The sequence below is a fragment of the Micromonospora sp. NPDC005161 genome (assembly GCF_053599855.1).
The window spans coordinates 146976-169278 of the sequence record NZ_JBSFYQ010000008.1; the positions used below are offsets into that span (position 1 = coordinate 146976).

Here is a 22303-nt window from a genome sequence, read left to right on the forward strand (position 1 = left end):
CGTCCGATCGAACGCCGGAAGTGAAGGACGGAACCATGGACGCCCGATTCAACATGTTCGACAACGAGATCGCCATGAAGTTCGCCAAGCGGTTCGCCAACGCCGGCATGGTGATTCAGCAGTCGCCGCTGCCGAAGTCCACGCAGGAGTTGGTGTCCCTTCGGGCCAGCCAGATCAACGGCTGCGGCTGGTGCATCGACGCGCACACGAAGGACGCCGCAGCGGCCGGCGAGAGCCCGGTTCGGCTCAACCTGGTGGCCGCCTGGCGCGAGTCCACCGTCTTCACGGAGGCCGAGCAGGCCGCGCTGGCGCTCGCCGAGGAGGGCACCCGACTCGCCGACGCCTACCAGGGCGTGTCCGACGAAACCTGGGCTCAGGTGCGCAAGCACTACGACGACGACCAGATCGCCGCGCTGGTCGCCCTGGTCGCCCTGATCAACGCGGCCAACCGCCTCGCCGTGATCGTGCACCAGCGGGGCGGTTCCTACGAGCCCGGCATGTTCGCCGCCGCGTTCGACTGACCTGGACGACGGCCGGAGTGACGTCCCCTAGAGAACCCGGGTGACCTGCTCGGCGGCGACCACCGCGTCCCGCCGAGCAGGGTCGAGGTTGGCGCTGATCACCACGGACGCGCCAGCGGAGAGCGGGGCCAGCAGCCACTTCAGCGGCTGCTCGTGCTCGGCGGCGTCGACCAGCAGCCGGTCGCCGGCACGTAGGTCCAGCATCTCGGCGATGCCCTGGGCGAGCGCGCCCCACTGGCCGTAGGTCGTGCCGTCCGCGCTGGCCGGGTCGGACGGGTGAATGGCGGTGTGGTCGGGCGTGGCGTCGGGGTGCCGGAGCACCTCGGCGGACCAGTCGAGCCAGCCCAGCGGCACGTCGGACAGCGCCCCCGGCCCGGTACCGACGAGGTAGCGGTGTGGAGCGTCCGGCACGTCCTCCAGCCAGTCGTCCTGCCGCTCGGGGGTCGCGAAGACGGCATCGAACGGCCGGTCGCCGCCCGGTTCGAGGACCGGCAGGCCCGCGGTGGCGCGGGGCCGGAACGACACCGCGAGGCCGGAGGCCCAGGCACCCAACAGAACCGCAGCGGTACGCCAGTGCGGCGGCAGCAGCACCGCTACGCGGCTGCCGGGGCCGAGCCCGCAGCCGTCCCGCAGCAGACCGGCGCTGCGCGCCGCCCAGGCGCCGACCTGGTGCGCGGTCAGGTCGACCCGCTCGCCGGTCGCCTCGTCGCGGTAGCTGAGCAGTGGACGCTCGGCGTCGGCGGGCGGGACCGACAGGTCGGCCGTGGCGGTTGGCTGCATCTCCACGCTCCCCGGGTGACGGCGTCGAACCACCCTACTCAACGACTTTGGTCGCGCCCGTCGTCGGCCGATGGCCGTAGTGGATGTCCGGGTGGCCCGCGCAGGGTACGGGTGGTCCCGGAACGTCGCCGAGGAGCGCCCATGCCGACCGAGTGCCACCCCGCCGCCGACTCGCCCGTCACCGCCGACCGTCTTCCACTGCGCCGCCGGCTCGTGCCGGTGGTCGCGTTGCTGCTGCTCGCGCCCTGGGCCGCCGAGTGCTCCTGGGGCGGTTTCACCCTCGAAGACTTCCTCCCGGTGGTGCTCATCCTCGGGCCGATGTACGGCGGGGCCGCCATCCTGATCCGGGAGACCGCCCGGCACCTCGGCGCGGGATGGCCGGCGATCGTGCTGCTCGCCGCCGCGTTCGGCGTGCTCCAGGCGGGCCTGGTCGACCAGTCGCTGTTCAACCCGGGCTACCTGGACGACACCGAGTACGCCGACACCCGAGCCGCCGCCGAGGCGACGCTGGTGCCGGGACTCGGGTTCAGCGTCCGACAGGCCTTCGACTACGTGGGCAACCACATCACGTTGACCATCTGCGCGCCGATCGTGATCGTCGAGTCGTTCCTCGGCCGAAACCGCCGGCTCCGCCCGTGGCTCCGCCGGCCCGGGCTCGTCGTGGTCGGCGTGATCTACCTGCTCGGTAGCCTGCTGATCTTCTCGGACAGCGGCCGGAAGGGCTTCCTGGCCAGCCCGCTCCAGCTGACGTTCGCCGCGGCGGTGGTCCTCGCGCTCGTCGCGCTGGCCCTGCTGCCCCGCTGGCGCCACCCAAACCCGCGGCGCGCCCGTCGGGTGCCCGGCCCGATCTGGGTGGGCCTGGTGGTCGTTCTCGTCCACCTCGGCACCGACCTGACACCCGGTTGGCCGGGAATGGCCGTCGCGCTGGCGCTCGCCGCCGGCACCGGAGGGCTGATCGCGTACTGGTCGTCCCGCGCCGGCTGGGGGCAGCGGCACGTGCTCGTCGCCGGCTCTGGGAGCCTGGTCAGCGCGGCCGCGTTCGCGTACCTGGTGCCGCCGTACTCCCCGGCGAGCCCGGCGGCGGCGCTGGCCGGCGACGTGGCGGTCAGCGTGGTCACCGTGGTCCTGATCGGTGGCGCCTGGTGGCGGCTGCGCCGCACTTCGCCGGCTGTTCATGTGCGCGCAAGCTGATGCTCCTTCTCGGGTGTCAACCTCCGTCCGGGTACGACCTAACGGAGGAAGTCCTTGACATTCAGAAGAGCATTCACCGCGCTCACCGCGGCCGGTGTCGCTGCCGCCAGCCTGACCGGTGTCACCCCCGCGTCGGCCGGCGGACACCACCACTCGGACACGTCGCGCGCCTTCGATCGGGTTGCCACGTACCCGGTCTTTCAGAACCGTCCGGCCGGTGAGGACCCGGCGACCCCGACGGTCGCCGAGATCTCGGCGGTCAGCCCGGACGGCCGGACCCTGGTTCACACGGACGCGCTGGCCCGACGGATCGGCTTCCTCGACATCTCCCGGGCCGACCGGCCGCGCGGCCTCGGCACCCTCTCCCTGGCGCAGCTCGGCAACGCCGAGGACGAGCCGACCTCGGTCGCCGTGGTCGGGAAGTACGTAATGGTGGTGGTGAACACCAGCAGCAGCTACACCGAGCCGTCCGGCCGGCTGGACGTGATCGAGCTGGTCAGCCGCAAGCGGGTCGCGAGCTTCGACCTCGGCGGCCAGCCCGACTCGATCGCGATCAGCAAGGACCAGCGGTACGCCGCGATCGCCATCGAGAACGAGCGCGACGAGGAGGCCACCCCGCCCGGCGGCGAGGAGGGCGACCTGCCGCAGGCACCCGCGGGCTTCGTGCAGATCGTCGATCTCGCCGGCAAGACCCCGGCCGGTTGGCGGCTGCGGCCGGTCCCGTTGACCGGCGCCGACGGGAGCGCCCTGCCCGCCCTGGTCCAGGCCGGCCTCGCCGCGCCGACCGACCCGGAGCCGGAGTACGTCTCGATCAACAGCCTTAACCAGCTGGCGGTGACGCTTCAGGAGAACAACGGCGTCGCCCTGGTCGACCTGCCCACCGGCCGGGTCACCAAGGTGTTCAGCGCCGGCACGGCGACGATCAGCGGGATCGACACCGTCAAGGACGGCACGATCAACCTGACCGGCGGCATCACCGATGTGCCGCGCGAGCCGGACGCGGTGGCCTGGATCGACGACCGCTACCTCGCCACGGCGAACGAGGGTGACTGGCGGGGCGGCACCCGCGGCTGGTCCGTCTTCGACAGCCGCAGCGGGCGGGTCGCCTGGGACGCCGGCAACACCTTCGAGCGGCTCGCCGTCACGTACGGGCTGCACAACGAGGACCGGGCCGCGAAGAAGGGCACCGAGCCGGAGGGCGTCGCCGTCGCCGAGTACGACGGCGTGCGGTACGCGTTCGTCGGCTCGGAGCGCAGCAACTTCGTCGCCGTCTACGACCTGAGCCGGCCGACCGACCCGCGGTTCCGGCAGGTGCTGCCGGCCACCAACGGACCGGAGGGGCTGCTGCCCATCCCGTCGCGGGGGCTGCTCGCCGTCTCCAGCGAGGAGGACGACGCCTCGGTCGGCGTCCGCGCCTCGGTGTCGCTCTACCAGCTGGGCCGGGGCACTCCGGCGTTCCCGAGCATCGTCTCCGGCACCGACCGGGCGGGTACGCCGATCGGTTGGGGCGCCCTCGGCGCGCTGACCGCGGCACCCGGCAAGCGGGACCAGCTCTACAGCGTCACCGACGCGGCGTACAGCCAGACCCGGATCCTCACCATCGACGCGAAGCGGACGCCGGCCGTGATCACCGGTGCGCTGCCGGTGAAGGACGCGACCGGCGCACCGGTCGGGTACGACGCGGAGGGCATCTTCGCCCGTCCGCAGGGCGGCTTCTGGCTCGCTGTCGAGGGCGCCAAGGGCCCGGAGAACAAGCTGGTCCGGCTGGACGACGCCGGGGTCACCCGGCAGACCGTCGCGCTGCCCACGGAGGTCGCCGCCGGTCTGGCCAAGCAGGGCCTGGAGGGGGTCACCGCGACCACCGACCGGCAGGGCAGGGAGATCGTCTGGGTGGCCGTGCAGCGCGAGCTGAGCACCGACCCGGCCGGCGTGGTCCGGCTGGGCCGGTACGACGTCGCGGCCGGCACCTGGAGCTGGTTCGGTTACCGGTTGGGCGCCACCAGCGTCCCGGGTGACTGGATGGGCCTCTCCGAGATCACCGTGGTCGGCGACCGGCTCGCGGTCATCGAGCGGGACAAGCTGAACGGCCCCGCCGCCACGGTGAAGCGGATCTACACGGTGCCGCTGCCGGGCGGGGCCGCGGCGCCCGGCCCGCTGCGGGTGCTGCCGAAGACGCTCGCCGTCGACGTGCTGCCCGCGCTGCGTGCCACCAACGGGTGGACGCAGGAGAAGCTGGAGGGCCTGACCGTGGCCGGCGACGGCGAGGTCTACGCCATCACCGACAACGACGCGGTCCAGGACGCCACCGGCGAGACGGTGCTCCTGCGGCTGGGCTCCAGCCGCAAGGTCTTCGGCCGCGACTGACCCCTCACCGCGTGCCTCTCGGCCCGGCGTCCACCGCGAGGGGGCGCCGGGCCGATCACGCAGGGTGATTTGATTCCGGGCCCCGGCCGCCGCACCCACCCCAGACCCTTTGCTCTGCTTACCTATACGCAACACTCACACTCCGCGAGCACAGGTATGGCCACCGCCCACGCAAGCCATCGTGAAGCCGCAGCTCAACGTGGTGTTGCGCCCGTGTAAGCAGAGCAAAGGGGTTGAGCGGTCTGGCCGGGGGCACCGATGCCCGTCGCGCTCAGTGACGAGCACCCGCCACGCCATCCGGACACCCACCGTCACGGTGGCCTGAGGGTCAGATCGCCGTGCCAGGCGGGGACTTGAGCAGCGACGACGCCTCGGCGAGATAACCGCCGCGCCCAGCTCGGAGCGCGCTCGCCGCCATGCGAATCAGATCGATGTTGACGCCGGCAGCACCGCTCGGGTCATGCACCTTCAGCTTCACGTCAAGGCTTATCGCCGTCTCACCCCAACCCTGCGCCTCGATGTTGAGATGCGCCACCTTCTGCGACTTCAGATGCGGTAGGTATCCGAGCGGAGCCAGTTCGACCTTGTCAGCCGCCGACAGCGCATTGAGCTTGGACTGCTTCTTGGTATTGGAGTTCTCAACCAGGTTCCGGAAGTCTTCGGTACCTCCCAGATTGACCTGATATGAACTCACCAGGGTGAGCCCCCGCTCCTCGAGCAACCGCAGCAACGCGTTGTGCACCACCGAGGTGCCGAACTGGCTGGCCAGGTCGTCACCGAGCAACGGCAGGCCGGCCTCCTGGAACCGTTCCCCCCACATCGGGTCGCGGGCTATCGCGTCGGACGTGGTGTTGACGAAGGCGACACCCGCTTTGCAGGCCGCCTCGGCGTAGGCCCGGGCGGTCTCCGGCCGGCCGCTCGGTGCGGAGTAGAGCAGCACCTCCGCCCCGGCCAACGCCGCTGCCACCCGATCCACCTCAGTCGCATCGACAAGGCCCCTGGTTACGGGCACGTCCGCCCTGGGAAGATCGCAGTCGAGACGGGGGAAGTTGTTGGGCGCCACGAAGATCGCCTCGGTCAGGTCCTTGCCAATCTTCTCCGCGAAGGTGGCGAAAGCCGCGACGAAATCGATGTCGGCCACCCCGAGACCGTCGATCATCGGCCTACGAACACCCACCAGGCTGCCGGTCTGGCGGTAGAGAGCAATCCCCTGCACCAATGCTGACGTGTTGTTACCGACTCCCGCGACCGCAACTCTCACCCGTTCGACCATGGGCACGAGGGTACGAGAGCCGGCATCGCCTCAGACGGGCAGTTCCGGGCCACCGTCGAGCAGCGGGGCGAGCAGGTCGCCGTACTCCTCGACCCGGTCCAGCACCTCGGCGGCGGTGAACTGGCGGACGGCCGGCTTCCGGCCGCGGGCGCCGGCCTCGACCTCGTCCCAGGTCAGTGGCGTCGACACCGATGGCATCGACTGTGCCCGCAGGGAGTACGGCGCCACGGTGGTCTTCGCCGCGTTGTTCTGACTCCAGTCGATGAAGACCTTCCCCGGGCGCAGGTTCTTCGCCATCTTCGACACGATCAGCTTCGGGTGCGCCTTCTCCAGTTCCTGAGCGATCCGCCGGGCGTAGTCCGAGACGAGATCGGAGGACTGGGTGCCGGCGATCGGGCAGCAGAGTTGCATGCCCTTCTTGCCGGACGTCTTCGGGTACGACTCGATCCCGTCCAGAGCGAGCCGGTCGCGCATCAGCACCGCTACCGGGCAGCACTCGGCGAGCCCGGCCGGTGGGCCCGGGTCCAGGTCCACCACCATCATGTCCGGGTGCTCGCCGACCTTCCACTGCGGCGTGTGCATCTCCAGCGCGGCCAGGTTGGCCAGCCAGACCAGCGTCGGCAGGTCGTCGGCGACCACGTAGTCGATGGTCTCCCGACCCTTGGTCGACCCCGGCGCGGGCAGCGTCTCCACCCGTACCCAGTCCGGCGTCGCGGCCGGCTTGTTCTTCTCGAAGAACGACTTGTCGTCGACCCCGTTGGGGAACCTGATCCGGGTGAGTGCCCGGTCCCGCAGGTGCGGCAGCAGCACCGGCGAGATCCGCGTGTAGTAGTCGATCACCTCGCCCTTGGTGAAGCCGGCCGACGGATAGAGCACCTTGTCCAGATTGGACAGATCCAGCGCGCGGCCCTCGACGTCCACCCGCAACCGGTCAGCTGGCATCGTCGACCTCCTCCGGCGGCTTGTCCGGGCGCAACCGCAGCACCCGGGGGAAGCGCAGTCGGCCGTCCGGGGTGCGCTGGCCGTACTTCACCTCCACCACCACCCGGGGAGTTACCCAGATGGCACCCCGGGCATCCTCGCGTGGCACACCCGGCGCGAACGGTGACACGCCGGAGCGCAGTGGCTCCAGCTCGGCGAGGAGCTGCCGTTCGATGGCCGCGCCGATCCCACCTCCCACCCGGCCCCGGTAGATCAACCGGCCGTCCGGCCCGGGTACCCCGACCAGCAGCCCACCGATCCGGCGCGCGCCCGGTCGCCAGCCGCCGATGACGAAGTCGCCGGTCACCTCCAGCTTGACCTTCACCCAGTCCGGCGAGCGCACCCCGGGGCGGTAGACGGCGCCGACCCGCTTGGCCATCACCCCCTCCAGGCCGTGCTCGCTGGCCGCCTCGTAGGTGGCCGGACCGTCGGCGAAGACCGGCGGCACGGCCCACCGGGCACCGCCGAGGGCAAGCCCGTCCAGAGCCTCCCGACGGCGCTCATACGGCCAGCCGGTCAGGTCGTCGCCGTTCAGCCGGAGCAGGTCGAAGATCATGTACGTCACCGGCATGACCGCCGCCAACCGGGCCGCTTTGTTCCGGTCCCGGACGTGCATCCGTTCGGCCAGCGCGGTGAACGACGGCTGCCCACCCTCACCGAGCAGCACCACCTCACCGTCGAGCAGCGCGTCGTCGACCTGCTCAGACAGGGTGGCCAGTTCGGGGTACGCGGCGGTGATCTCCACGCCGGAACGGGCGTACAGGTGCTGGCCGCCGGCCGAGATGTCGGCCAGCGCGCGGACACCGTCCCACTTGAACTCGTACGCCCAGCCGTCACCCGCCGGGAGCGGCCCGGTCATCGCGAGCATCGGCTTGAGCGGCGCGCCGGGCACGACCCGACTGTAGTAGCAGGCCGAACACCTCGCGTCCGGTTCCTTCGGATGCGAGCATGGTCGATACCGGGGAAGGGAGCAGAGGATGCGGGCCATCTGGAAGGGAGCCGTGTCGTTCGGGCTCGTCTCGATCGGGGTGAAGCTCTACTCCGCGACCGAGGAGAAGGACATCCGGTTCCACCAGGTGCACCGTGAGGACGGCGGCCGGATCCGGTACAAGCGCACCTGCTCGGTCTGCGGCGAGGAGGTCACCTACGACGACATCGCCAAGGGCTACGACATCGGCGGCGGGGAGATGGTGATCCTCACCGACGAGGACTTCGCCGACCTGCCGCTGACCAGCTCGCGCGCGATCGACGTGCTGGAGTTCGTCCCGGCCGACCAGGTCGACCCGATCCTCTACAACAAGGCGTACTTCCTGGAGCCGGAGGGCACGGCGACCAAGCCGTACGTGCTGCTGCGCGACGCGCTGCTCGACTCGGAGCGGGTGGCCATCGTCAAGGTCGCGCTGCGCCAGCGGGAGCAGCTCGCCACGCTCCGGGTCCGCGAGGGCGTGCTGCTGCTCAACACCATGCTCTGGCCGGACGAGATCCGGACGGCGGATTTCGGCTTCCTCGACGAGGACCTCAAGGTGCGCCCGCCGGAGCTGGCGATGGCGAGTTCCCTGATCGACTCGATGACCGGTGAGTTCGAGCCGGACGTCTTCACCGACGACTACCGGGCGGCGTTGCAGGAGGTCATCGACGCCAAGGTGGAGGGTCGGGAGGTCGTGCAGCCGGAAGAGGTGGAGGAGGCGCCGGCCGCGGCGGTGGACCTGATGGCCGCGCTGAAGGCATCGGTGGACCGGGCTCGGACGGCCCGCGGCGAGCAGCCCGCCCGTGGCGGCGGCGAGCCGACGCCGATCTCGTCGGCCCGCTCGGCCAAGAAGGCGGCCGAGAAGAAGGCGGCGAAGGCGCCCGCGAAGAAGACCGCGGCGAAGAAGGCGGCCGCGGCCAAGGCCGAACCGGCGAAGAAGGCCGCCAAGAAGACTCCCGCGAAGAAGGCGGAGCCGGCGAAGAAGACGGCGGCCCGGAAGACGGCACCCCGCAAGACCGCCTGACCGCACGGCAGCGACGGAGGCATCGGCCGGACCGGGTACGCTCCGCCGGCCGCTGGCCACCGGAGGAGCCGCCATGCCGTACACCCCTGATCTGGACCGGTTGTTGACGCCCGGCGCTCGCTTCACCGACGCGCACGGCTCGTACATGATCGAGGCCCACCCGGTGGGCGACATCGTGCTGCCGACTGGCCAGGTGGTCGGGTGTGACCCGCTGGTCTGCCCGGAGGCCGAGCCGTTCACGGTCACCGTGCCCCCGGGGCGGCATCCCGCCCGCGCCTGGGTGGCCGTGGTGCTCCGGGAGGACGCCGAGGTGGACCGCCGGGTGGCCGCGCTGGAGCTGGTGGTCCGGGACGCGCCGACGGTGCGCTGGGAGCCGGCTGTCGCCGGCGACCAGGACGTCGCCAGCCTCGGCGCGGACGACTACTTCGGGTACGGGGTGGACGCCGGCGCCGGCACCCTCGCCGACCCGACGGCGCTCACCGCCCTGGAAGCCTGGGACGAAGACCAGGTGGAAAAGGTCTTCATCCCGGCCGAGCTGCCCGCCTCGCCGGTCCCGGGGTTGATCACCGCGGTGCTGGACGAGGCCACCGGCGCCAACGTCGTGACCGTCGCCACGGGCTGGGGTGACGGCTGCTACGGCACCTGGATCGGGCGGGGCACCGATGGCGGGGTGACATCGTTCGTGACGGACTTCATGGTGGTGCCGGAATAACCGTCACGCCGGCTCGGGGCGAGCGCCCGCAGAGCGATCCGGGCGGTCCGGGGTGGGCACGGTGGGCCGTCAGGCGGGTACCGTGTGCGTCGGCTTTCCCCCCGGCACCGGGTGCCGGCCACACCTTCGCAGCAGGGAGTCGACGACGTGAGCGAGAGCACGCAGCAGAACCGGTCGGAGGGCCAGAGCCCGGCAACCAAGGCGGGGCGGCGGCTGGCCGCCCAGCTGGCCGCGCAGAAGGCGGCCGAGGCGAAGCGGCGCCGTCAGGCGTGGGCCGGTGGGCTGGCCGGCGTCGCCGTGGTGGCGGTGCTGATCACCGTCTTCGTGCTGGTCGGTGGGGGCGACGACAAGCCCGCGAACCAGGCTGACGCGACACCGTCCGCCTCCGCGTCCGCCCCGGCCCCGGACGAGGCCGCCGCGCCTCCCGCACCGCAGCTGCCGGCGGACGTCGACCCGGCGCTGGGCAGCAAGCCGACCGTCGAGGCGGGCAAGGGCGAGCTGAAGAAGCTCACGGTGACTCCCCTGATCAAGGGCACCGGCCCGGCGGTGCAGAAGGGCCAGACCATCACCACGAACTACGTGGGCGTCTTCTACAAGGACGGCAAGGAGTTCGACTCCTCCTGGAAGGCAGGCCAGCCGGCCACCTTCCCGATCGGCGTGGAACAGGTCATCCCCGGCTGGGACCAGGGCCTGGTCGGCGTGACCGTGGGCAGCCGGGTGCAGCTCGACATCCCGTCCGAGCTGGCGTACGGCAAGGACGCCGCCGCCATGGGTCGGCCGGAAGGCCCGCTGCGCTTCGTGGTGGACGTGCTCGCCGCCCAGTGATCCGTCCGGATCGCCCCGGTGTTCGCCCGGGCGCGATGGAGTTGTTCACATGGGGCTTCCGGCCCGTCACCCACCGGCAGTAGGTTCGGCGTCACCCCGGGAGGCTCGCCTCCCGGGGTGAGCATCCGGACGGGACGCGGAGGTGCACGTGACGGCGCTGGACGAGCCCGGGCGGATCGCCCGGTTGATGTGGGCGCACTTCGAGCCGGTGCATGCTGTCACCTACTTCCACCCCCGGGCACGAGCGGCGTACGAGGCGGTCGGGCTGCGCGGCTACTGGCGGGGTTACTTCGCCGGCCGGTCCGCGCCGCTGGGCGCCACCGACGCGGCCCCGGTGATCGCCGCCTTCTTCAGCTTCGCGCCGCCGATGGTGAGCCGGGCACTGCCGGCGATCTGGCGGTTGGCCAGCCCGCAGGAGGCCCTGCGGGCCCGGCTGACCGGTGCCGTGCAGGCCCTCGCGGAGCTGACCTACGAGCTGCCAGAGGCGCACCTGGCGGAGGCCGCCGATCTGCTGGAGCGGGCCGCGTCGGCGACGCAGACCGCCGGCCGGGTGCTCGGCGCGGTCAACGCGGCGTTGCCGATCGGGGAGTACCCGCTGTCCCGGCTCTGGCAGGCCGCCACCACGCTGCGCGAGCACCGGGGAGACGGGCACGTGGCCGCGCTGGTCGCCGCCGGCCTGGACCCGGTGGAGACGCTGGCCTGGCGGGTCGCGGTGGACATGTCGCCGCAGAACCTGCTGGGCCGGGGCTGGTCCGAGGAGCAGTGGCGGGCTGCCCGCGAGCGGCTGGCGCGGCGGGGCTGGCTGAGCACGGACGGCGAGGCCACGGAACACGGCCGGGCCGCTTTCCAGGCTGTCGAGGACGCCACCGACCGGGCCGCCGAGCACCCGTGGCGGGCGCTCGGCCCGGACGACACGGACCGGCTGCGCAACCTTCTGGAGCCGATGGCCCGGGCCGGCCACACCCTGATTCCGGCCGACAGCCCGATCGGGCTGCCCGCGCTGCCCGGCTGACCGACGGCTCCCGGTCCGGCAGGATGGGGCCGTGGTGGATGCGGTGGTCTTCGACCTGGACGGCGTGATCGTGGATTCCGAACCGGTGTGGGAGGAGGTCCGGCGGGCGTACGTGGCGACGCACGGCGGAGCCTGGCAGCCGGACACCCAGCGCCGGCTGATGGGCATGAGCACCAGCGAGTGGGCCCACTATCTCAGCGGTGAGCTGGGTGTGGCGCGCACCGCCGGACAGGTCGCCGACGAGGTGGTCGAGGAGATGACCCGGCGCTACCGGGAGCACGTACCGCTGATCGACAACGCCGACCAGGTGGTGCGCCGGCTGGCCGCGCGGTGGCAAATGGGGTTGGCCAGTTCCTCGCCGACCCGGCTGATCGCGGCGGCACTGGCCGCCACGGGTCTGACCGACGCGTTCGCCACCACCCTGTCCACCGAGGAGACCGAGCGGGGCAAACCGGCGCCGGACGTGTACCTGAGCGTCGCGGGGCGGCTGGGCGTCGACCCGGCCCGCTGCGTGGCGGTGGAGGATTCGTCCAACGGGGTGCGTTCGGCCGCGGCGGCGGGGATGCGGGTGGTGGCGGTGCCGCACGGTTCGTACCCGCTGGACCCGGACGCCGCCCGGCTGGCCGCGGTGACGCTGGGCGCGATCGGTGAGCTGACCCCCGAGCTGGTGGATCAGCTGGCTGACTGATGTACCCCACGTCACCCGCTGTCCGGTCCCTCCCGCCTCGGGTGCGGTTGTACGGTTTTCACGGACCGGTGGGGCCGGCATGACGGGGACTGAGCGGGGTACCGCAGCCGGCGGTGCTCGACCCGGGTGCCACCCGCCGGACGGGTGAGGAGACCACGGATGAAAGCCATCGTGTACGAGCGCACCGGTGATCCTTCGGTGCTGCAGTTGGTCGACCGGCCGGTGCCGGAGCCGGGGGCGGGCGAGGTCCTGGTCCGGGTGGCGGTCTCCGGCGTGAACCCGACGGACTGGAAGGCCCGCCGGTCGTTCCCCCTGCCGGCCGGCTGGCAGATCCCCGGGCAGGACGGGGCGGGCGTGGTGGAGGCCGTCGGCGCCGGGGTGGACCCGGACCTGATCGGCGAGCGGGTCTGGATCTGGGAGGCGGCCTGGCAGCGGCCGTGGGGCACCTCGGCGGAGTACACGCTGGTGCCGGTCCGGCAGGTGGTCCGTCTCGGCGACGCCTCGTTCGACCTGGGCGCGAGCCTGGGGATCCCGTTCCTCACCGCGCACCGCTGCCTGACCGCCGGCGAGTTCATGCCGGACACGTTGCGGGCCGGCGCGCTGGCCGACCACACCGTGCTGGTGCAGGGCGGGGCGGGCGCGGTCGGCAACGCGGCGATCCAGCTCGCCCGTTGGGCCGACGCCACGGTGATCACCACGGTGAGCAGCGCGGAGAAGGCGCAGCTCGCGGCGTCGGCCGGCGCCTCCGTCGTGATCAACTACCGGGAGCAGGACGTGGTCGAGGAGGTCCGCAAGATCGCTCCCGACGGGGTGCACACGATCGTCGAGGTCTCCCCGGCCCGCAACGCCCCGACGGACGTGCAGGTGCTCCGGAACGGTGGCTCGGTCTGCGTCTATGCCGACGACGAGCCCGAGGTGAGCGTCCCGATCCGGCCGTCGATGATGCGGAACGCCCGGTGGCAGTTCGTGCTGGTCTACACGGAGCCGACGGTGGCCAAGGCCCATGCTGTGCGGGACGTGGCCGCGGCGGCCGACCAGGGCGGCATCCGGGTCGGTGTGGAGGCCGGCCTGCCGCTGCACTACCACCGCCTGGCCGAGACGGCCGCGGCGCACCAGGCGGTGGAGAACTCGGCCGTGGGCAAGGTGCTGATCAGTACCAGTGACGCCTGATCAGGTCGCTGACCACCCAATTTCCCCGTCATCAGGACAGAGGCGAATAAGTTTCGCAACAATGACGGTGCGGGTCGCCCCGCGTGGAGCGGGCGGCCCCGGCGCGGTGCGAACGCCGGGGCCGCCCCTGGGGAGGAATGTTCAGAAGCACCCCTGCCCCAACAGGCGACGGTGCCGGGGAAAACGTTACGGGGCCGCCAGCTCCCGGACCGTCAGCTCGCCCCCGGCGTACCGCGAACGGACGACCTTCTTGTCGAACTTGCCGACGCTGGTCTTCGGCACCGTGTCGATGAACGCCCACCGCTCGGGCAGTTGCCAGCGGGCCACCGAGCTGGCCAGGAAGTCACGCAGCTCCTCGGCGGTCACCGAGGCGCCCTCCCGGACCACCACCGTAGCCAGCGGCCGTTCGTCCCACCGCTCGTCCGGCACACCAACCACGCACGCCTCCAGCACCGCCGGGTGAGCCATCAGCGCGTTCTCCAACTCCACCGACGAGATCCACTCACCCCCGGACTTGATCACGTCCTTGGCGCGGTCGGTCAGCGTGATGTATCCATCCGGAGAGAGGGTGCCCACGTCGCCGGTGCGCAGCCAGCCGTCCCGGAACTTCTCCTCGTCCGGGGCGTCGTCACCGACGTACCGGGCGGTCACCCACGGTCCACGGACCTCCAGCTCGCCCGCGGCCTTGCCGTCGGCGGGCAGCTGCTCGCCCAACGGGCCGACGATCCGCGCCTGCACACCCGCAGGCACACGACCCTGCGTGTAGCGGTAACGCCACGCCTGCTCCCCGGTCGCGCCGGCCGGCGGACGGGAGACCGAACCCAGCGGGGACATCTCGGTCATGCCCCAGGCGTGGATGACGTCGATCCCGTGCCGCTCGTCGAACGCGTGCATCAGCGACGGCGGGCAGGCCGAGCCCCCGACGATCACCTCCTTGAGCGAGGAGGTGTCCACCTCGTGGCTGTCCAGGTGGGCCAGCAGGTCGGTCCAGATGGTCGGCACCGCGCCGGCCAGGGTGGGCCGCTCGGCGGCGATCATCTCGGCGATCGGTGCGGCCTGGAGGAACCGGTCCGGCATGATCAGCGACGCGCCGGAGAGAAACGCCGCGTACGGCAGCCCCCACGACATCGCGTGGAACATCGGCACGATGGCCAGCTCCCGGTCGGTCGGCCCGAGACCGAAGCCCTCCGGCATGCAGACCTGCAACGAGTGCAGGTAGATCGACCGGTGCGAGTAGGCCACGCCCTTCGGGTTGCCGGTGGTGCCGGAGGTGTAGCAGAGCGCCGCGGCGTCCCGCTCGTCCACCTCGGGCCAGTCGAACACCTCGGGCCGGTCGGCGAGCAGGGCGTCCCAGTGGTGCACGGTGATCCGATCGCCGGCAGCCGCCACCAACGGCGCCGGGTCGCCGCCGCCGACCACCACCACGTGCCGCACGGTGGCCAGTTCGCCGATCACCCGGGCCAGCAGCGGGATGAGCGTGCTGTCGACCAGCACCACCCGGTCCTCTGCGTGGTTGGCGATGTAGGCGACCTGGTCGGGAAAGAGCCGGATGTTGAGGGTGTGCAGCACCGCACCCATGCTCGGCACCGCGAAGTAGGCGACCAGGTGCTCGTTGTTGTTCCACATGAAGGTGGCGACCCGCTCGTCGCCGGTCACCCCGCACTCGTCGCGCAGCGCGTGTGCCAGCCGGGCGGCCGCACGGCCCACCTCGGCGTACGTCATCCGGCGGGGTTCCCCGCCGGTCCAGGTGACCACCTCGGCCGTGCCGTGCACGGTGGCGCCGTGGTCGAGGATCCGGGAGACCTGCAGAGGGGCGTCCATCATCGTGCTACGCATGGGTAACAAGCTAGTGTCGCCGGTCACAGCTTGGGAACCCCCGTAAATTGTCGCAGGTGAGCATCTCCTGGGCCGACTCGTACGTAGGGCAGTTGCGCGCACTGGCCGGGGACCGGACGCTGATGTTCGTCGGCGCCCGCGCCGTGGTCCGCGACAACGCCGGACGCATCCTGCTGATCCAGCGCTCGGACAACGGCCAGTGGGCCATGCCGGCCGGGGCGATGGAGCTGGGCGAGTCGATCGCGGACTGCGCGGTGCGGGAGGTCCGCGAGGAGACCGGGCTCCGGGCGTTGCGGGTCTGCGCGTTCGCCCTCTACACCGGCCCGGACCGGACCAGCACCAACATGTACGGGCACACCTACCAGGTCTTCACCACGGCGTTCCGGGTCGAGGATTGGGACGGGCAGTTGTCGCGGTTCACCGACGAGACCACCGACGCCGGCTTCTTCCCCCGGGACCGGTTCCCCGCCCCGCTCTCCACCTCGGTCACCGAGACCCTGGCCGACCTGGACGTCTTCGAGCAGACCAGCCGGCTGATCCTCAAGTAGGCCGTACCCGCCGTGCCCGCCCGGCCCGGCCAGTGAGCGCCGGACCGGACGACAGGCCTCACTGCGGGTAGCGGACCCCGGCGAACGCCTCCTGGATCCAGTTCGGGTACGCGACGGGCAGCTTGCTGATCTCGTCCAGCTCGGCGAGATCCTGCGCGGTCAGCGTCAGGTCCGTGGCGGCGATGTTGTCCACCAACTGCTCCTGCTTGCGGGCGCCGACGATCACGCTGGTCACGGCCGGCCGGGCCAGCAGCCAGGCGACCGCCACCCGGGCCGGGCTGACCTCGTGCCGCTCGGCGACGCCCTTGAGCACGTCGACCACGTCGAACCCGCGCTCGCGGTCCACCGGCGGGAAGTTGGTGAAGCCAGGCTGGGCGCTGCGCGAGCCGCTGTCGGCGACCGCGCTGTCCCGGCCGACCTTGCCGGAGAGGAAGCCACCGGCCAAGGGGCTCCACACGGTGAGGCCGACGCCCTCGTCGAGCGCCATCGGCACCACGTCGCGCTCCACGTCCCGGCCCAGCAGGGAGTAGTACGACTGCACCGAGACGAAACCGGCCAGCTTCTCCCGCGCGGAGATGCCCAGCGCCTTGGAGATCTGCCAGGCGGCGAAGTTCGCGCAACCGATGTAGCGGACCTTGCCCTGCCGCACCGCGTCGTCGAGCGCGCGCAGTGTCTCCTCCATCGGAGTGACCTGGTCGAAGTTGTGGATCTGGTAGAGGTCGATGTGATCGGTGCGCAGCCGTCGCAGGCTGTCCTCCAACGCCTGCATGGTGTGCAACCGCGAGGTGCCGACGTCGTTCGGGCCGGGACCGGTCCGGGCGTGCGCCTTGGTGGCGAGCACCACGTCGCGGCGCCGCTTGCCGAGCGCCTGGCCGAGCAGTTCCTCGCTCTCGCCCTCGCTGTACGTGTCAGCGGTGTCGACGAAGTTGACGCCCGCGTCCAGCGCGGTGTCCACCAGCCGCTGGGCGTCGGGCAGCGCCAGCGCGCCGAGGCCGCCCCAGATCGGGTGCCCGCTGCCGCCGAAGGTCATCGTGCCGAGCGAGATCTCCGAGACGTACACCCCGGTGTTGCCCAGCAGTCGGTACTTCACGCGTTACTCCTCGTCGATCGGAGGCCTGCTTCGGCCACCCCGTGGTCACTATGTCGGACAGTGTGTCCGGTGACGAGCGTACGTCGCCCGTTCCGCCCCCGGCCACCTAGGATTTCGACCATGCCCTCGATCACCCGACGCCGCCCGCGCAACCCCGACGGTCGGGCCGCCGTCGAAGCGCGGGTGCTGGCCGCCACCGAGCGGCTGCTCCAGGAGGGGGCCCGCTTCACCGACCTCGGCGTCCAGCGCATCGCCGCCGAGGCGGGGGTGGCCCGCTCGACCTTCTACATCCACTTCCGGGACAAGAGCGAGCTGCTCATGCGCCTGGCCGGCAGCATGCGGGAGACCTCCTTCGACCGGGTCCAGGAATGGGATCCAGCCGACCCCGGCGACCCGCTCGACCGGCTCACCGAGGTCTTCAGCGACGTGATCCGGATCTACCGGACGTACGCCCCGGTGCTGGCGGCGATCAGCGAGGTCGCCGCGTACGACGAGGTGGTGCGGGAGTACTGGGCGGCCGGTTTCGAGCGGTTCATGGCGCGTACCGAGGAGGTGCTCCGCGCCCAGCAGCGGGCCGGTCGTACCCCGGCGAGCCTGGACCCGGCGACCGCGAGCCGGCTGATCGTGCTCGGCGGCGACCGGTTCCTCGCGCACCATGTCGCCCTGACCCCCGCCGACCCCGAGGTCGATGGTGCGGCCGCCCGGGAGCTGGCCGCGACCTGGTGGTACGGCGCCTACCGACGCCCCGCCTGACCACCGACCGCCCCGGACCAGCCGGGGCGGTCGAGGTGGACACGGTCAGATCATCGTCTGGGACTTGGCCTCCATGTCGGCGGCCGCCTCCTCCTTCGACTCGCGGGTCAGCGGCTTGCCGCCCGGCGCCGGGGCCTCACCGCCGAGCGGGTCGGCGCCGCCCTTGGCGCCCTCCGGACCGGCGCCCCGGAGCTGTTCGTTCGGCAGCGCCAGGGTGACCAGCACGGCCACGATCGCGATCAGGCCGGCGGTCAGGAAGACCATGTCCAGCGCGTCGACGAACGCGTTCTGGATGGCCGACCGGACCGGCCCGGGCAGGGCCATGATGGTTGCCGGATCGTTGATCGAGATGTTCGCGCCGCCGCTCGCCGCCACCTCGGCCTGCTGCTGCGGCGGAAGCTGGGCGATCGCGCCGGGCAGCCGGTCGCCCAGCCCTCCGGCGAGCCGGGACGAGAGCACCGCGCCGAGGATCGCCACCCCGAACGAACCGCCCAGCGACCGGAAGAAGGTGGCCGAGGAGGTGCCGGCGCCCAGGTCGCGCACGGAGACCGCGTTCTGCACCGCGAGGACCAGTGACTGCATGCACAGCCCCAGGCCGACGCCGATCACCACCATGTAGCCGAAGGCGATCCAGAGCGAGGTGCCCACCGACAGTTGGGTGAACAGCAGCATGCCGATCAGCAGGATCGCCGACCCGGTGACCGGGAACCACTTGTACCTTCCGATCCGGCTCATCGCCCGACCGGTGAGGATCGAGGTGACGATGATGCCGGCCATCATCGGCAGCATCAGCAGACCGCTGCGGGTCGGTGAGGCGCCCTTGACGATCTGCAGGTACAGCGGGATGAAGATGATCGACCCGAACATGACCAGGCCGAGCACGAAGCCGGCCGAGTTGGCCAGCGCGAAGGTCGCGCTGCGGAACAGCCGCAGCGGCAGGATGGGCTCGGCGACCCGGGCCTCCTGGAGCAGGAACAGCACGGCGAGCACCGCGCCGGCGACGAACAGGCCGATGATCACCCCAGAGCCCCAGGGGTACTCGTTGCCACCCCAGCTCAGCGCGAGCAGCAGGCTGCTCACCCCGGCGACCAGCAGGCCGGCGCCGAGCCAGTCGATCGCGTGGTCCCGGCGCTCGAACGGGATGAGCCGCATCACGTGGTAGCAGACCACGATCGCCAGGATCGCCAGCGGCACGTTGATGTAGAAGATCCACCGCCAGTCGGTCTCCGCGAAGTAACCACCGACCAGTGGACCGGCCACCGACGAGATTCCGAAGACCGCACCGAACAGCCCCTGGTAGCGGCCCCGCTCCCGGGGTGAGACGACGTCCGAGATGATGGTGAACGCCAGCGTCAACAGACCACCCGCGCCCAGGCCCTGGATGCCCCGGGTGATGATCAGCTGGGTCATGTTCTGCGACAGACCGGCCAGCAACGACCCGACCAGGAACGTACCGATCGAGAAGAGGAAGACCGGGCGGCGCCCGTACAGGTCGGCCATCTTGCCGTACAGGGGTGTCGACGCGGTCGAGGCGAGCAGGTAGGCGGTGACCACCCACGAGTAGTGGTTGATCCCGCCCAGCTCCCCGACGATGGTCGGCAGGGCCGTGCCGACGATGGTCTGGTCGAGGGCGGCCAGCAGCATGCCGGTCATCAGACCGATCATGAGCAGCCGGATCTGCTGGCGACTCAGCACCGGCGCGGCAGAGGCTTCGGTGGTCATGGGCCCTTCTTTCCCGACCAACGCGGAACATGCGTCGAACCAGGAAAAACACGTCCGCCTCGGCCGGCCACTGGAGTGGATCACCACGGAGGTTTGACCCCGAGGGTGCTGGGGACCCGGGGAGGCATGGCAGGAGCAGCAGCGGAACACCGCCGGCTCGCCACCGTCGTGGAGAGCTGGCTGGGGCGCCCCGTCCTGATCATCGGCGACGCCATGTTGGACGAATGGCGGTTCGCCGACTCCGACCGGCTCTGCCGGGAGGCGCCCGCCCCGGTCCTCACCCTGCGGCGGCGGATCTCCGCCGCCGGCGGGGCCGCGAACACCGCCGTCAACGTCGCCACCCTCGGTGGACGGGCGGTGCTGGTGGCACCGGTCGGTGCCGACGTCGCCGGTGACGAACTGCACGACTGCCTGGACCGCGCCGGCGTCTGGGACCGTACGGTCAACCAGCCCGGTCGCCCCACCCCGGTGAAGCGGCGGATGCTGGCCGGCAACCAGATCCTGCTCCGGGAGGACTCCGGCGGCCCGGACGCGCTCGCCCCGGACGGGGTGACCCGGCTGCTCACCGCGCTGGACTGTGCCACCGAGGAGCTGCGCGCCGCCGCCGGCGGGGAGGCACCGACCCTGGTGGTCTGCGACTACGGCCTGGGCGCCCTGCCCGCGCCGGTCCGCGCCTGGCTGGTCGAGCAGCGGGAGCGCTACGCCACGGTCGCGCTGGACGCCCACGACCTGGCCGACTGGCGGGGGCTCGCGCCGACCGTGGTCACCCCCAGCTTCGCCGAGGCGACCCGGCTGCTGGCCCGCGCCGGCCGCGCGAACCGCCCGGCGGCCGGCATCGAACTGCACCTGGAACACCCCGACAGCGACCCGGCCGACGGACCATCCGAGCTGAGCGTGGGTGCCGCCCCGGGTGGGGCGCGAGCCGACGCCGTCAGCGCCGGAACCATCCCCGACCCGACCCGGGCCGGCCATCCGGGGCCGGTCGGCGAGCCGACGCTCAGCGAAGGCCAGGTGGCCCTCACCGGCGACGGACTCAGCGTCACCGGCGCCGGCGTGACCGTGAACACCGAGGCCGGAGAGGGCGTCGACCGGGCGGTGCTGGCCGAGGCGCGCCTCGCCGACCTACGTGCGCACACCGGCGCCGACGTGGTCGCGGTGACCCTGGACACCGAGGGCGCGGTTGTCGGCGGCGCCGACGGGGAGCCGCGACGCAGCCACAGCACCCCGGTGCCGGCGAGCCATGCCGTGGGTGCCGGTGACGCGTACCTGGCGGCGATGACGCTGGCCCTGGCCGCCGACGCGCCGCTGCCCACCGCCGCCCAGCTCGCCCAGCTGGCAGCCACCATCACCGTGTCGGACACCGGCACCTGCGTGTGCCGACGGGAGGACCTGCTCACCGCGCTCGACCAGCCGCCGGAGAGCACCGGGCACCCGGTGCTCGTCGGCGCCGACGAGCTGGACGCGATCGTCGCCGAGTATCGCGACACCGGACGTTCGGTGGTGTTCACCAACGGCTGCTTCGACGTGCTGCACCGCGGGCACGTGCGCTACCTGGAGCAGGCCCGCGCCCTGGGCGACCTGCTCATCGTGGCGGTCAACTCGGACGGCAGCGTACGCCGGTTGAAGGGGTCGGACCGTCCGGTAAACCCGGTCGAGGACCGGGGCGCCCTGCTCGCCGCGCTGTCCTGCGTGGACCACGTGGTGATCTTCGAGGAGGACTCGCCCGCGGCGCTGATCGAGGCGGTTCGGCCGGACGTCTACGTCAAGGGCGGGGACTACCCACCGGAGCTGGTGCCTGAGGCGCCGCTGGTGCGCCGGCTGGGTGGCCAGGTGCGCACCCTGGGGTACGTGCCGGACCGGTCCACGTCCGCGATCATCGAGCGGATCCGGTCGCACAGTCAGGACCGGGAGCCCGACCCGTCGTCGCACGGCCAGGACCCGTCACTCCGCACCCGTACCCGAGCGTCGTGAACCGCCCACTCGACCTCGACACCCCGGAGGCGTTCCGCACCGAGCGGCTGGTCGACGTGCTGATTCCGACCCGTAACCGGCCCGCCGAGCTGGCGGTCACCCTGGCCGGCCTCGCCGCCCAGGAGGGCGTATCCGGCTTCGGGGTGGTGGTCAGCGACCAGTCCGACGGGGAGCCGGCGTACGCCCACCCCGCCGCCGCCACCATGGTCCGGGCTCTGCGCCACCGGGGCCACCCGGTGCTGCTGACCCGCCGGCTGCCTCGGCGAGGGCTGGCCGAGCACCGGGCGTACCTGCTGGCCACCTCGGCCGCCCGGTACGTGCTCAGCCTCGACGACGACGTCTGGCTGGAGCCTGGGGCGCTGCATCGGCTGGTCACCGCGATCGGGGAGCTGGGCTGCGGGTTCGTCGGCAACGGCGTGCACGGGCTCTCGTACACCGATGACCGGCGACCAGAGACGCACGGGCACTACGAGGAGTGGATCGGCCGGCCCACACCGGAGCGGATCCGGCCCGGCACCCCGGAGTGGAACCGGGCCCGGATCCACTCGGCGGCCAACCTGCTGCACGTCACCGGAGAGTTGGCGCTGCCGCCCGGTGCGTGGCGTGCGTACAAGATCTCCTGGATCGGGGGGTGCGTGCTCTACGACCGGGCCAAGCTCGTCGATTCCGGTGGCTTCGACTTCTGGCGGAAGGTGCAGGAGAAGCACCAGGGCGAGGACGTGGCCGCCCAACTCTCGGTGCTGGCCCGGCACGGAGGGGCCGGCATCCTGCCCAGCGGCGCCTACCACCTGGAGTCCCCCACCACGGTCACCGATCGGGACGTCGAGGCGTGGGAGGTCGTACTCGCCGACGAGGACACCCCCCAGCCAGCCTGA

At 71.8% G+C, this 22303-nt stretch carries 20 protein-coding genes; 13 read left to right on the forward strand and 7 right to left on the reverse strand.

The annotated features are described in order from the left end of the window. The first annotated feature begins 35 nt into the window (after positions 1 to 35). Positions 36 to 521, forward strand: coding sequence for a carboxymuconolactone decarboxylase family protein (locus ACWD5O_RS10690; RefSeq protein ID WP_354964398.1), 486 nt, complete (start codon positions 36 to 38; stop codon positions 519 to 521). A gap of 27 nt (positions 522 to 548) precedes the next feature. On the opposite strand, the gene ACWD5O_RS10695 is transcribed toward ACWD5O_RS10690, so the two are convergent. Next, entirely contained in the window at positions 549 to 1301 is a 753-nt protein-coding gene (locus ACWD5O_RS10695; protein WP_450085150.1) for a TIGR03089 family protein, read from the reverse strand. Between the two features lie 141 nt (positions 1302 to 1442). On the opposite strand from ACWD5O_RS10695, the gene ACWD5O_RS10700 reads away from it, so the two are divergent. Together ACWD5O_RS10700 and ACWD5O_RS10705 are read left to right on the forward strand one after the other, a co-directional pair. Then, a complete protein-coding gene (locus tag ACWD5O_RS10700; RefSeq protein ID WP_387322870.1) occupies positions 1443 to 2492 on the forward strand; it encodes a hypothetical protein in 1050 nt (349 codons plus the stop codon). A gap of 54 nt (positions 2493 to 2546) precedes the next feature. Beyond that, complete coding sequence (locus tag ACWD5O_RS10705; RefSeq protein WP_354964395.1) at positions 2547 to 4856, forward strand: esterase-like activity of phytase family protein; 2310 nt, start codon at positions 2547 to 2549, stop codon at positions 4854 to 4856. 328 nt (positions 4857 to 5184) lie between these two features. On the opposite strand, the gene ACWD5O_RS10710 is transcribed toward ACWD5O_RS10705, so the two are convergent. From ACWD5O_RS10710 to ligD (ACWD5O_RS10720), 3 genes are read right to left on the reverse strand one after another with little or no spacing between them, the layout of a single operon-like run. Continuing rightward, positions 5185 to 6129, reverse strand: coding sequence for an inositol-3-phosphate synthase (locus tag ACWD5O_RS10710; RefSeq protein WP_450085117.1), 945 nt, complete (start codon positions 6127 to 6129; stop codon positions 5185 to 5187). A 30-nt stretch (positions 6130 to 6159) separates the two neighbouring features. Continuing rightward, positions 6160 to 7071, reverse strand: coding sequence for a non-homologous end-joining DNA ligase (gene ligD / locus ACWD5O_RS10715; protein WP_450085118.1), 912 nt, complete (start codon positions 7069 to 7071; stop codon positions 6160 to 6162). Further along, positions 7061 to 8002 (reverse strand): non-homologous end-joining DNA ligase, encoded by a 942-nt coding sequence (gene ligD, locus ACWD5O_RS10720; protein WP_354964392.1) that lies wholly within the window; start codon positions 8000 to 8002, stop codon positions 7061 to 7063. Before ligD (ACWD5O_RS10720) ends, ligD (ACWD5O_RS10715) begins: the two co-directional genes overlap by 11 nt. Positions 8003 to 8087: 85 nt before the next feature. On the opposite strand from ligD (ACWD5O_RS10720), the gene ku reads away from it, so the two are divergent. The 6 genes from ku to ACWD5O_RS10750 all read left to right on the forward strand — a co-directional run bounded on the left by ku (position 8088) and on the right by ACWD5O_RS10750 (position 13508). Then, positions 8088 to 9101 carry a non-homologous end joining protein Ku gene (gene ku / locus ACWD5O_RS10725; RefSeq protein WP_450085119.1) on the forward strand — a complete coding sequence of 338 codons (1014 nt, stop codon included), beginning with the start codon at positions 8088 to 8090 and terminating at the stop codon, positions 9099 to 9101. 73 nt (positions 9102 to 9174) lie between these two features. Continuing rightward, positions 9175 to 9813, forward strand: a complete 639-nt coding sequence (locus ACWD5O_RS10730) for a DUF4241 domain-containing protein (protein ID WP_450085120.1) — start codon at positions 9175 to 9177, stop codon at positions 9811 to 9813. A gap of 111 nt (positions 9814 to 9924) precedes the next feature. After that, positions 9925 to 10638 (forward strand): FKBP-type peptidyl-prolyl cis-trans isomerase, encoded by a 714-nt coding sequence (locus ACWD5O_RS10735; RefSeq protein ID WP_450085151.1) that lies wholly within the window; start codon positions 9925 to 9927, stop codon positions 10636 to 10638. A gap of 187 nt (positions 10639 to 10825) precedes the next feature. Further along, positions 10826 to 11650, forward strand: coding sequence for an SCO6745 family protein (locus ACWD5O_RS10740; RefSeq protein WP_450085152.1), 825 nt, complete (start codon positions 10826 to 10828; stop codon positions 11648 to 11650). Positions 11651 to 11681: 31 nt separating this feature from the next. Next, entirely contained in the window at positions 11682 to 12338 is a 657-nt protein-coding gene (locus ACWD5O_RS10745) for an HAD family hydrolase (RefSeq protein ID WP_354964389.1), read from the forward strand. A 159-nt stretch (positions 12339 to 12497) separates the two neighbouring features. Next, on the forward strand, positions 12498 to 13508 hold the full coding sequence (locus tag ACWD5O_RS10750; protein WP_354964388.1) for an NADPH:quinone reductase: 1011 nt from the start codon (positions 12498 to 12500) through the stop codon (positions 13506 to 13508). A gap of 186 nt (positions 13509 to 13694) precedes the next feature. On the opposite strand, the gene ACWD5O_RS10755 is transcribed toward ACWD5O_RS10750, so the two are convergent. Further along, positions 13695 to 15344 (reverse strand): fatty acid--CoA ligase, encoded by a 1650-nt coding sequence (locus tag ACWD5O_RS10755; protein WP_450085121.1) that lies wholly within the window; start codon positions 15342 to 15344, stop codon positions 13695 to 13697. Positions 15345 to 15400: 56 nt separating this feature from the next. Between ACWD5O_RS10755 and ACWD5O_RS10760 the strand changes: the two genes are divergently transcribed. Continuing rightward, positions 15401 to 15892: an NUDIX domain-containing protein gene (locus tag ACWD5O_RS10760; RefSeq protein WP_450085122.1), complete on the forward strand. Its 492-nt coding sequence runs from the start codon at positions 15401 to 15403 to the stop codon at positions 15890 to 15892. Positions 15893 to 15950: 58 nt separating this feature from the next. Here ACWD5O_RS10760 and ACWD5O_RS10765 read toward each other — a convergent pair whose 3' ends face one another. Then, positions 15951 to 16982, reverse strand: coding sequence for an aldo/keto reductase (locus ACWD5O_RS10765; protein WP_387322865.1), 1032 nt, complete (start codon positions 16980 to 16982; stop codon positions 15951 to 15953). Between the two features lie 120 nt (positions 16983 to 17102). Here ACWD5O_RS10765 and ACWD5O_RS10770 point away from each other — a divergent pair, with 120 nt between their 5' ends. Further along, a complete protein-coding gene (locus ACWD5O_RS10770; RefSeq protein ID WP_354964384.1) occupies positions 17103 to 17735 on the forward strand; it encodes a TetR/AcrR family transcriptional regulator in 633 nt (210 codons plus the stop codon). 45 nt (positions 17736 to 17780) lie between these two features. Here ACWD5O_RS10770 and ACWD5O_RS10775 read toward each other — a convergent pair whose 3' ends face one another. After that, on the reverse strand, positions 17781 to 19457 hold the full coding sequence (locus ACWD5O_RS10775; protein WP_450085123.1) for an MDR family MFS transporter: 1677 nt from the start codon (positions 19455 to 19457) through the stop codon (positions 17781 to 17783). 126 nt (positions 19458 to 19583) lie between these two features. On the opposite strand from ACWD5O_RS10775, the gene rfaE2 reads away from it, so the two are divergent. Together rfaE2 and ACWD5O_RS10785 are read left to right on the forward strand one after the other, a co-directional pair. Then, a complete protein-coding gene (gene rfaE2, locus ACWD5O_RS10780) occupies positions 19584 to 21428 on the forward strand; it encodes a D-glycero-beta-D-manno-heptose 1-phosphate adenylyltransferase (protein WP_354964382.1) in 1845 nt (614 codons plus the stop codon). Continuing rightward, positions 21425 to 22303 carry a glycosyltransferase family 2 protein gene (locus ACWD5O_RS10785; protein ID WP_354964381.1) on the forward strand — a complete coding sequence of 293 codons (879 nt, stop codon included), beginning with the start codon at positions 21425 to 21427 and terminating at the stop codon, positions 22301 to 22303. Before rfaE2 ends, ACWD5O_RS10785 begins: the two co-directional genes overlap by 4 nt.

What these genes read in the sequence shown, in the direction of transcription:
- ACWD5O_RS10710 (WP_450085117.1), bottom strand. Translation starts at nt 6,129, where the DNA reads ATGGTCGAACGGGTGAGAGTTGCGGTCGCGGGAGTCGGTAACAACACG.
- ACWD5O_RS10695 (WP_450085150.1), bottom strand. Translation starts at nt 1,301, where the DNA reads ATGCAGCCAACCGCCACGGCCGACCTGTCGGTCCCGCCCGCCGACGCC.
- ACWD5O_RS10750 (WP_354964388.1), top strand. Translation starts at nt 12,498, where the DNA reads ATGAAAGCCATCGTGTACGAGCGCACCGGTGATCCTTCGGTGCTGCAG.
- ACWD5O_RS10755 (WP_450085121.1), bottom strand. Translation starts at nt 15,344, where the DNA reads ATGCGTAGCACGATGATGGACGCCCCTCTGCAGGTCTCCCGGATCCTC.
- ACWD5O_RS10775 (WP_450085123.1), bottom strand. Translation starts at nt 19,457, where the DNA reads ATGACCACCGAAGCCTCTGCCGCGCCGGTGCTGAGTCGCCAGCAGATC.
- ACWD5O_RS10700 (WP_387322870.1), top strand. Translation starts at nt 1,443, where the DNA reads ATGCCGACCGAGTGCCACCCCGCCGCCGACTCGCCCGTCACCGCCGAC.
- ACWD5O_RS10770 (WP_354964384.1), top strand. Translation starts at nt 17,103, where the DNA reads ATGCCCTCGATCACCCGACGCCGCCCGCGCAACCCCGACGGTCGGGCC.
- ACWD5O_RS10690 (WP_354964398.1), top strand. Translation starts at nt 36, where the DNA reads ATGGACGCCCGATTCAACATGTTCGACAACGAGATCGCCATGAAGTTC.
- rfaE2 (WP_354964382.1), top strand. Translation starts at nt 19,584, where the DNA reads ATGGCAGGAGCAGCAGCGGAACACCGCCGGCTCGCCACCGTCGTGGAG.
- ACWD5O_RS10730 (WP_450085120.1), top strand. Translation starts at nt 9,175, where the DNA reads ATGCCGTACACCCCTGATCTGGACCGGTTGTTGACGCCCGGCGCTCGC.
- ligD (WP_450085118.1), bottom strand. Translation starts at nt 7,071, where the DNA reads ATGCCAGCTGACCGGTTGCGGGTGGACGTCGAGGGCCGCGCGCTGGAT.
- ku (WP_450085119.1), top strand. Translation starts at nt 8,088, where the DNA reads ATGCGGGCCATCTGGAAGGGAGCCGTGTCGTTCGGGCTCGTCTCGATC.
- ACWD5O_RS10740 (WP_450085152.1), top strand. Translation starts at nt 10,826, where the DNA reads ATGTGGGCGCACTTCGAGCCGGTGCATGCTGTCACCTACTTCCACCCC.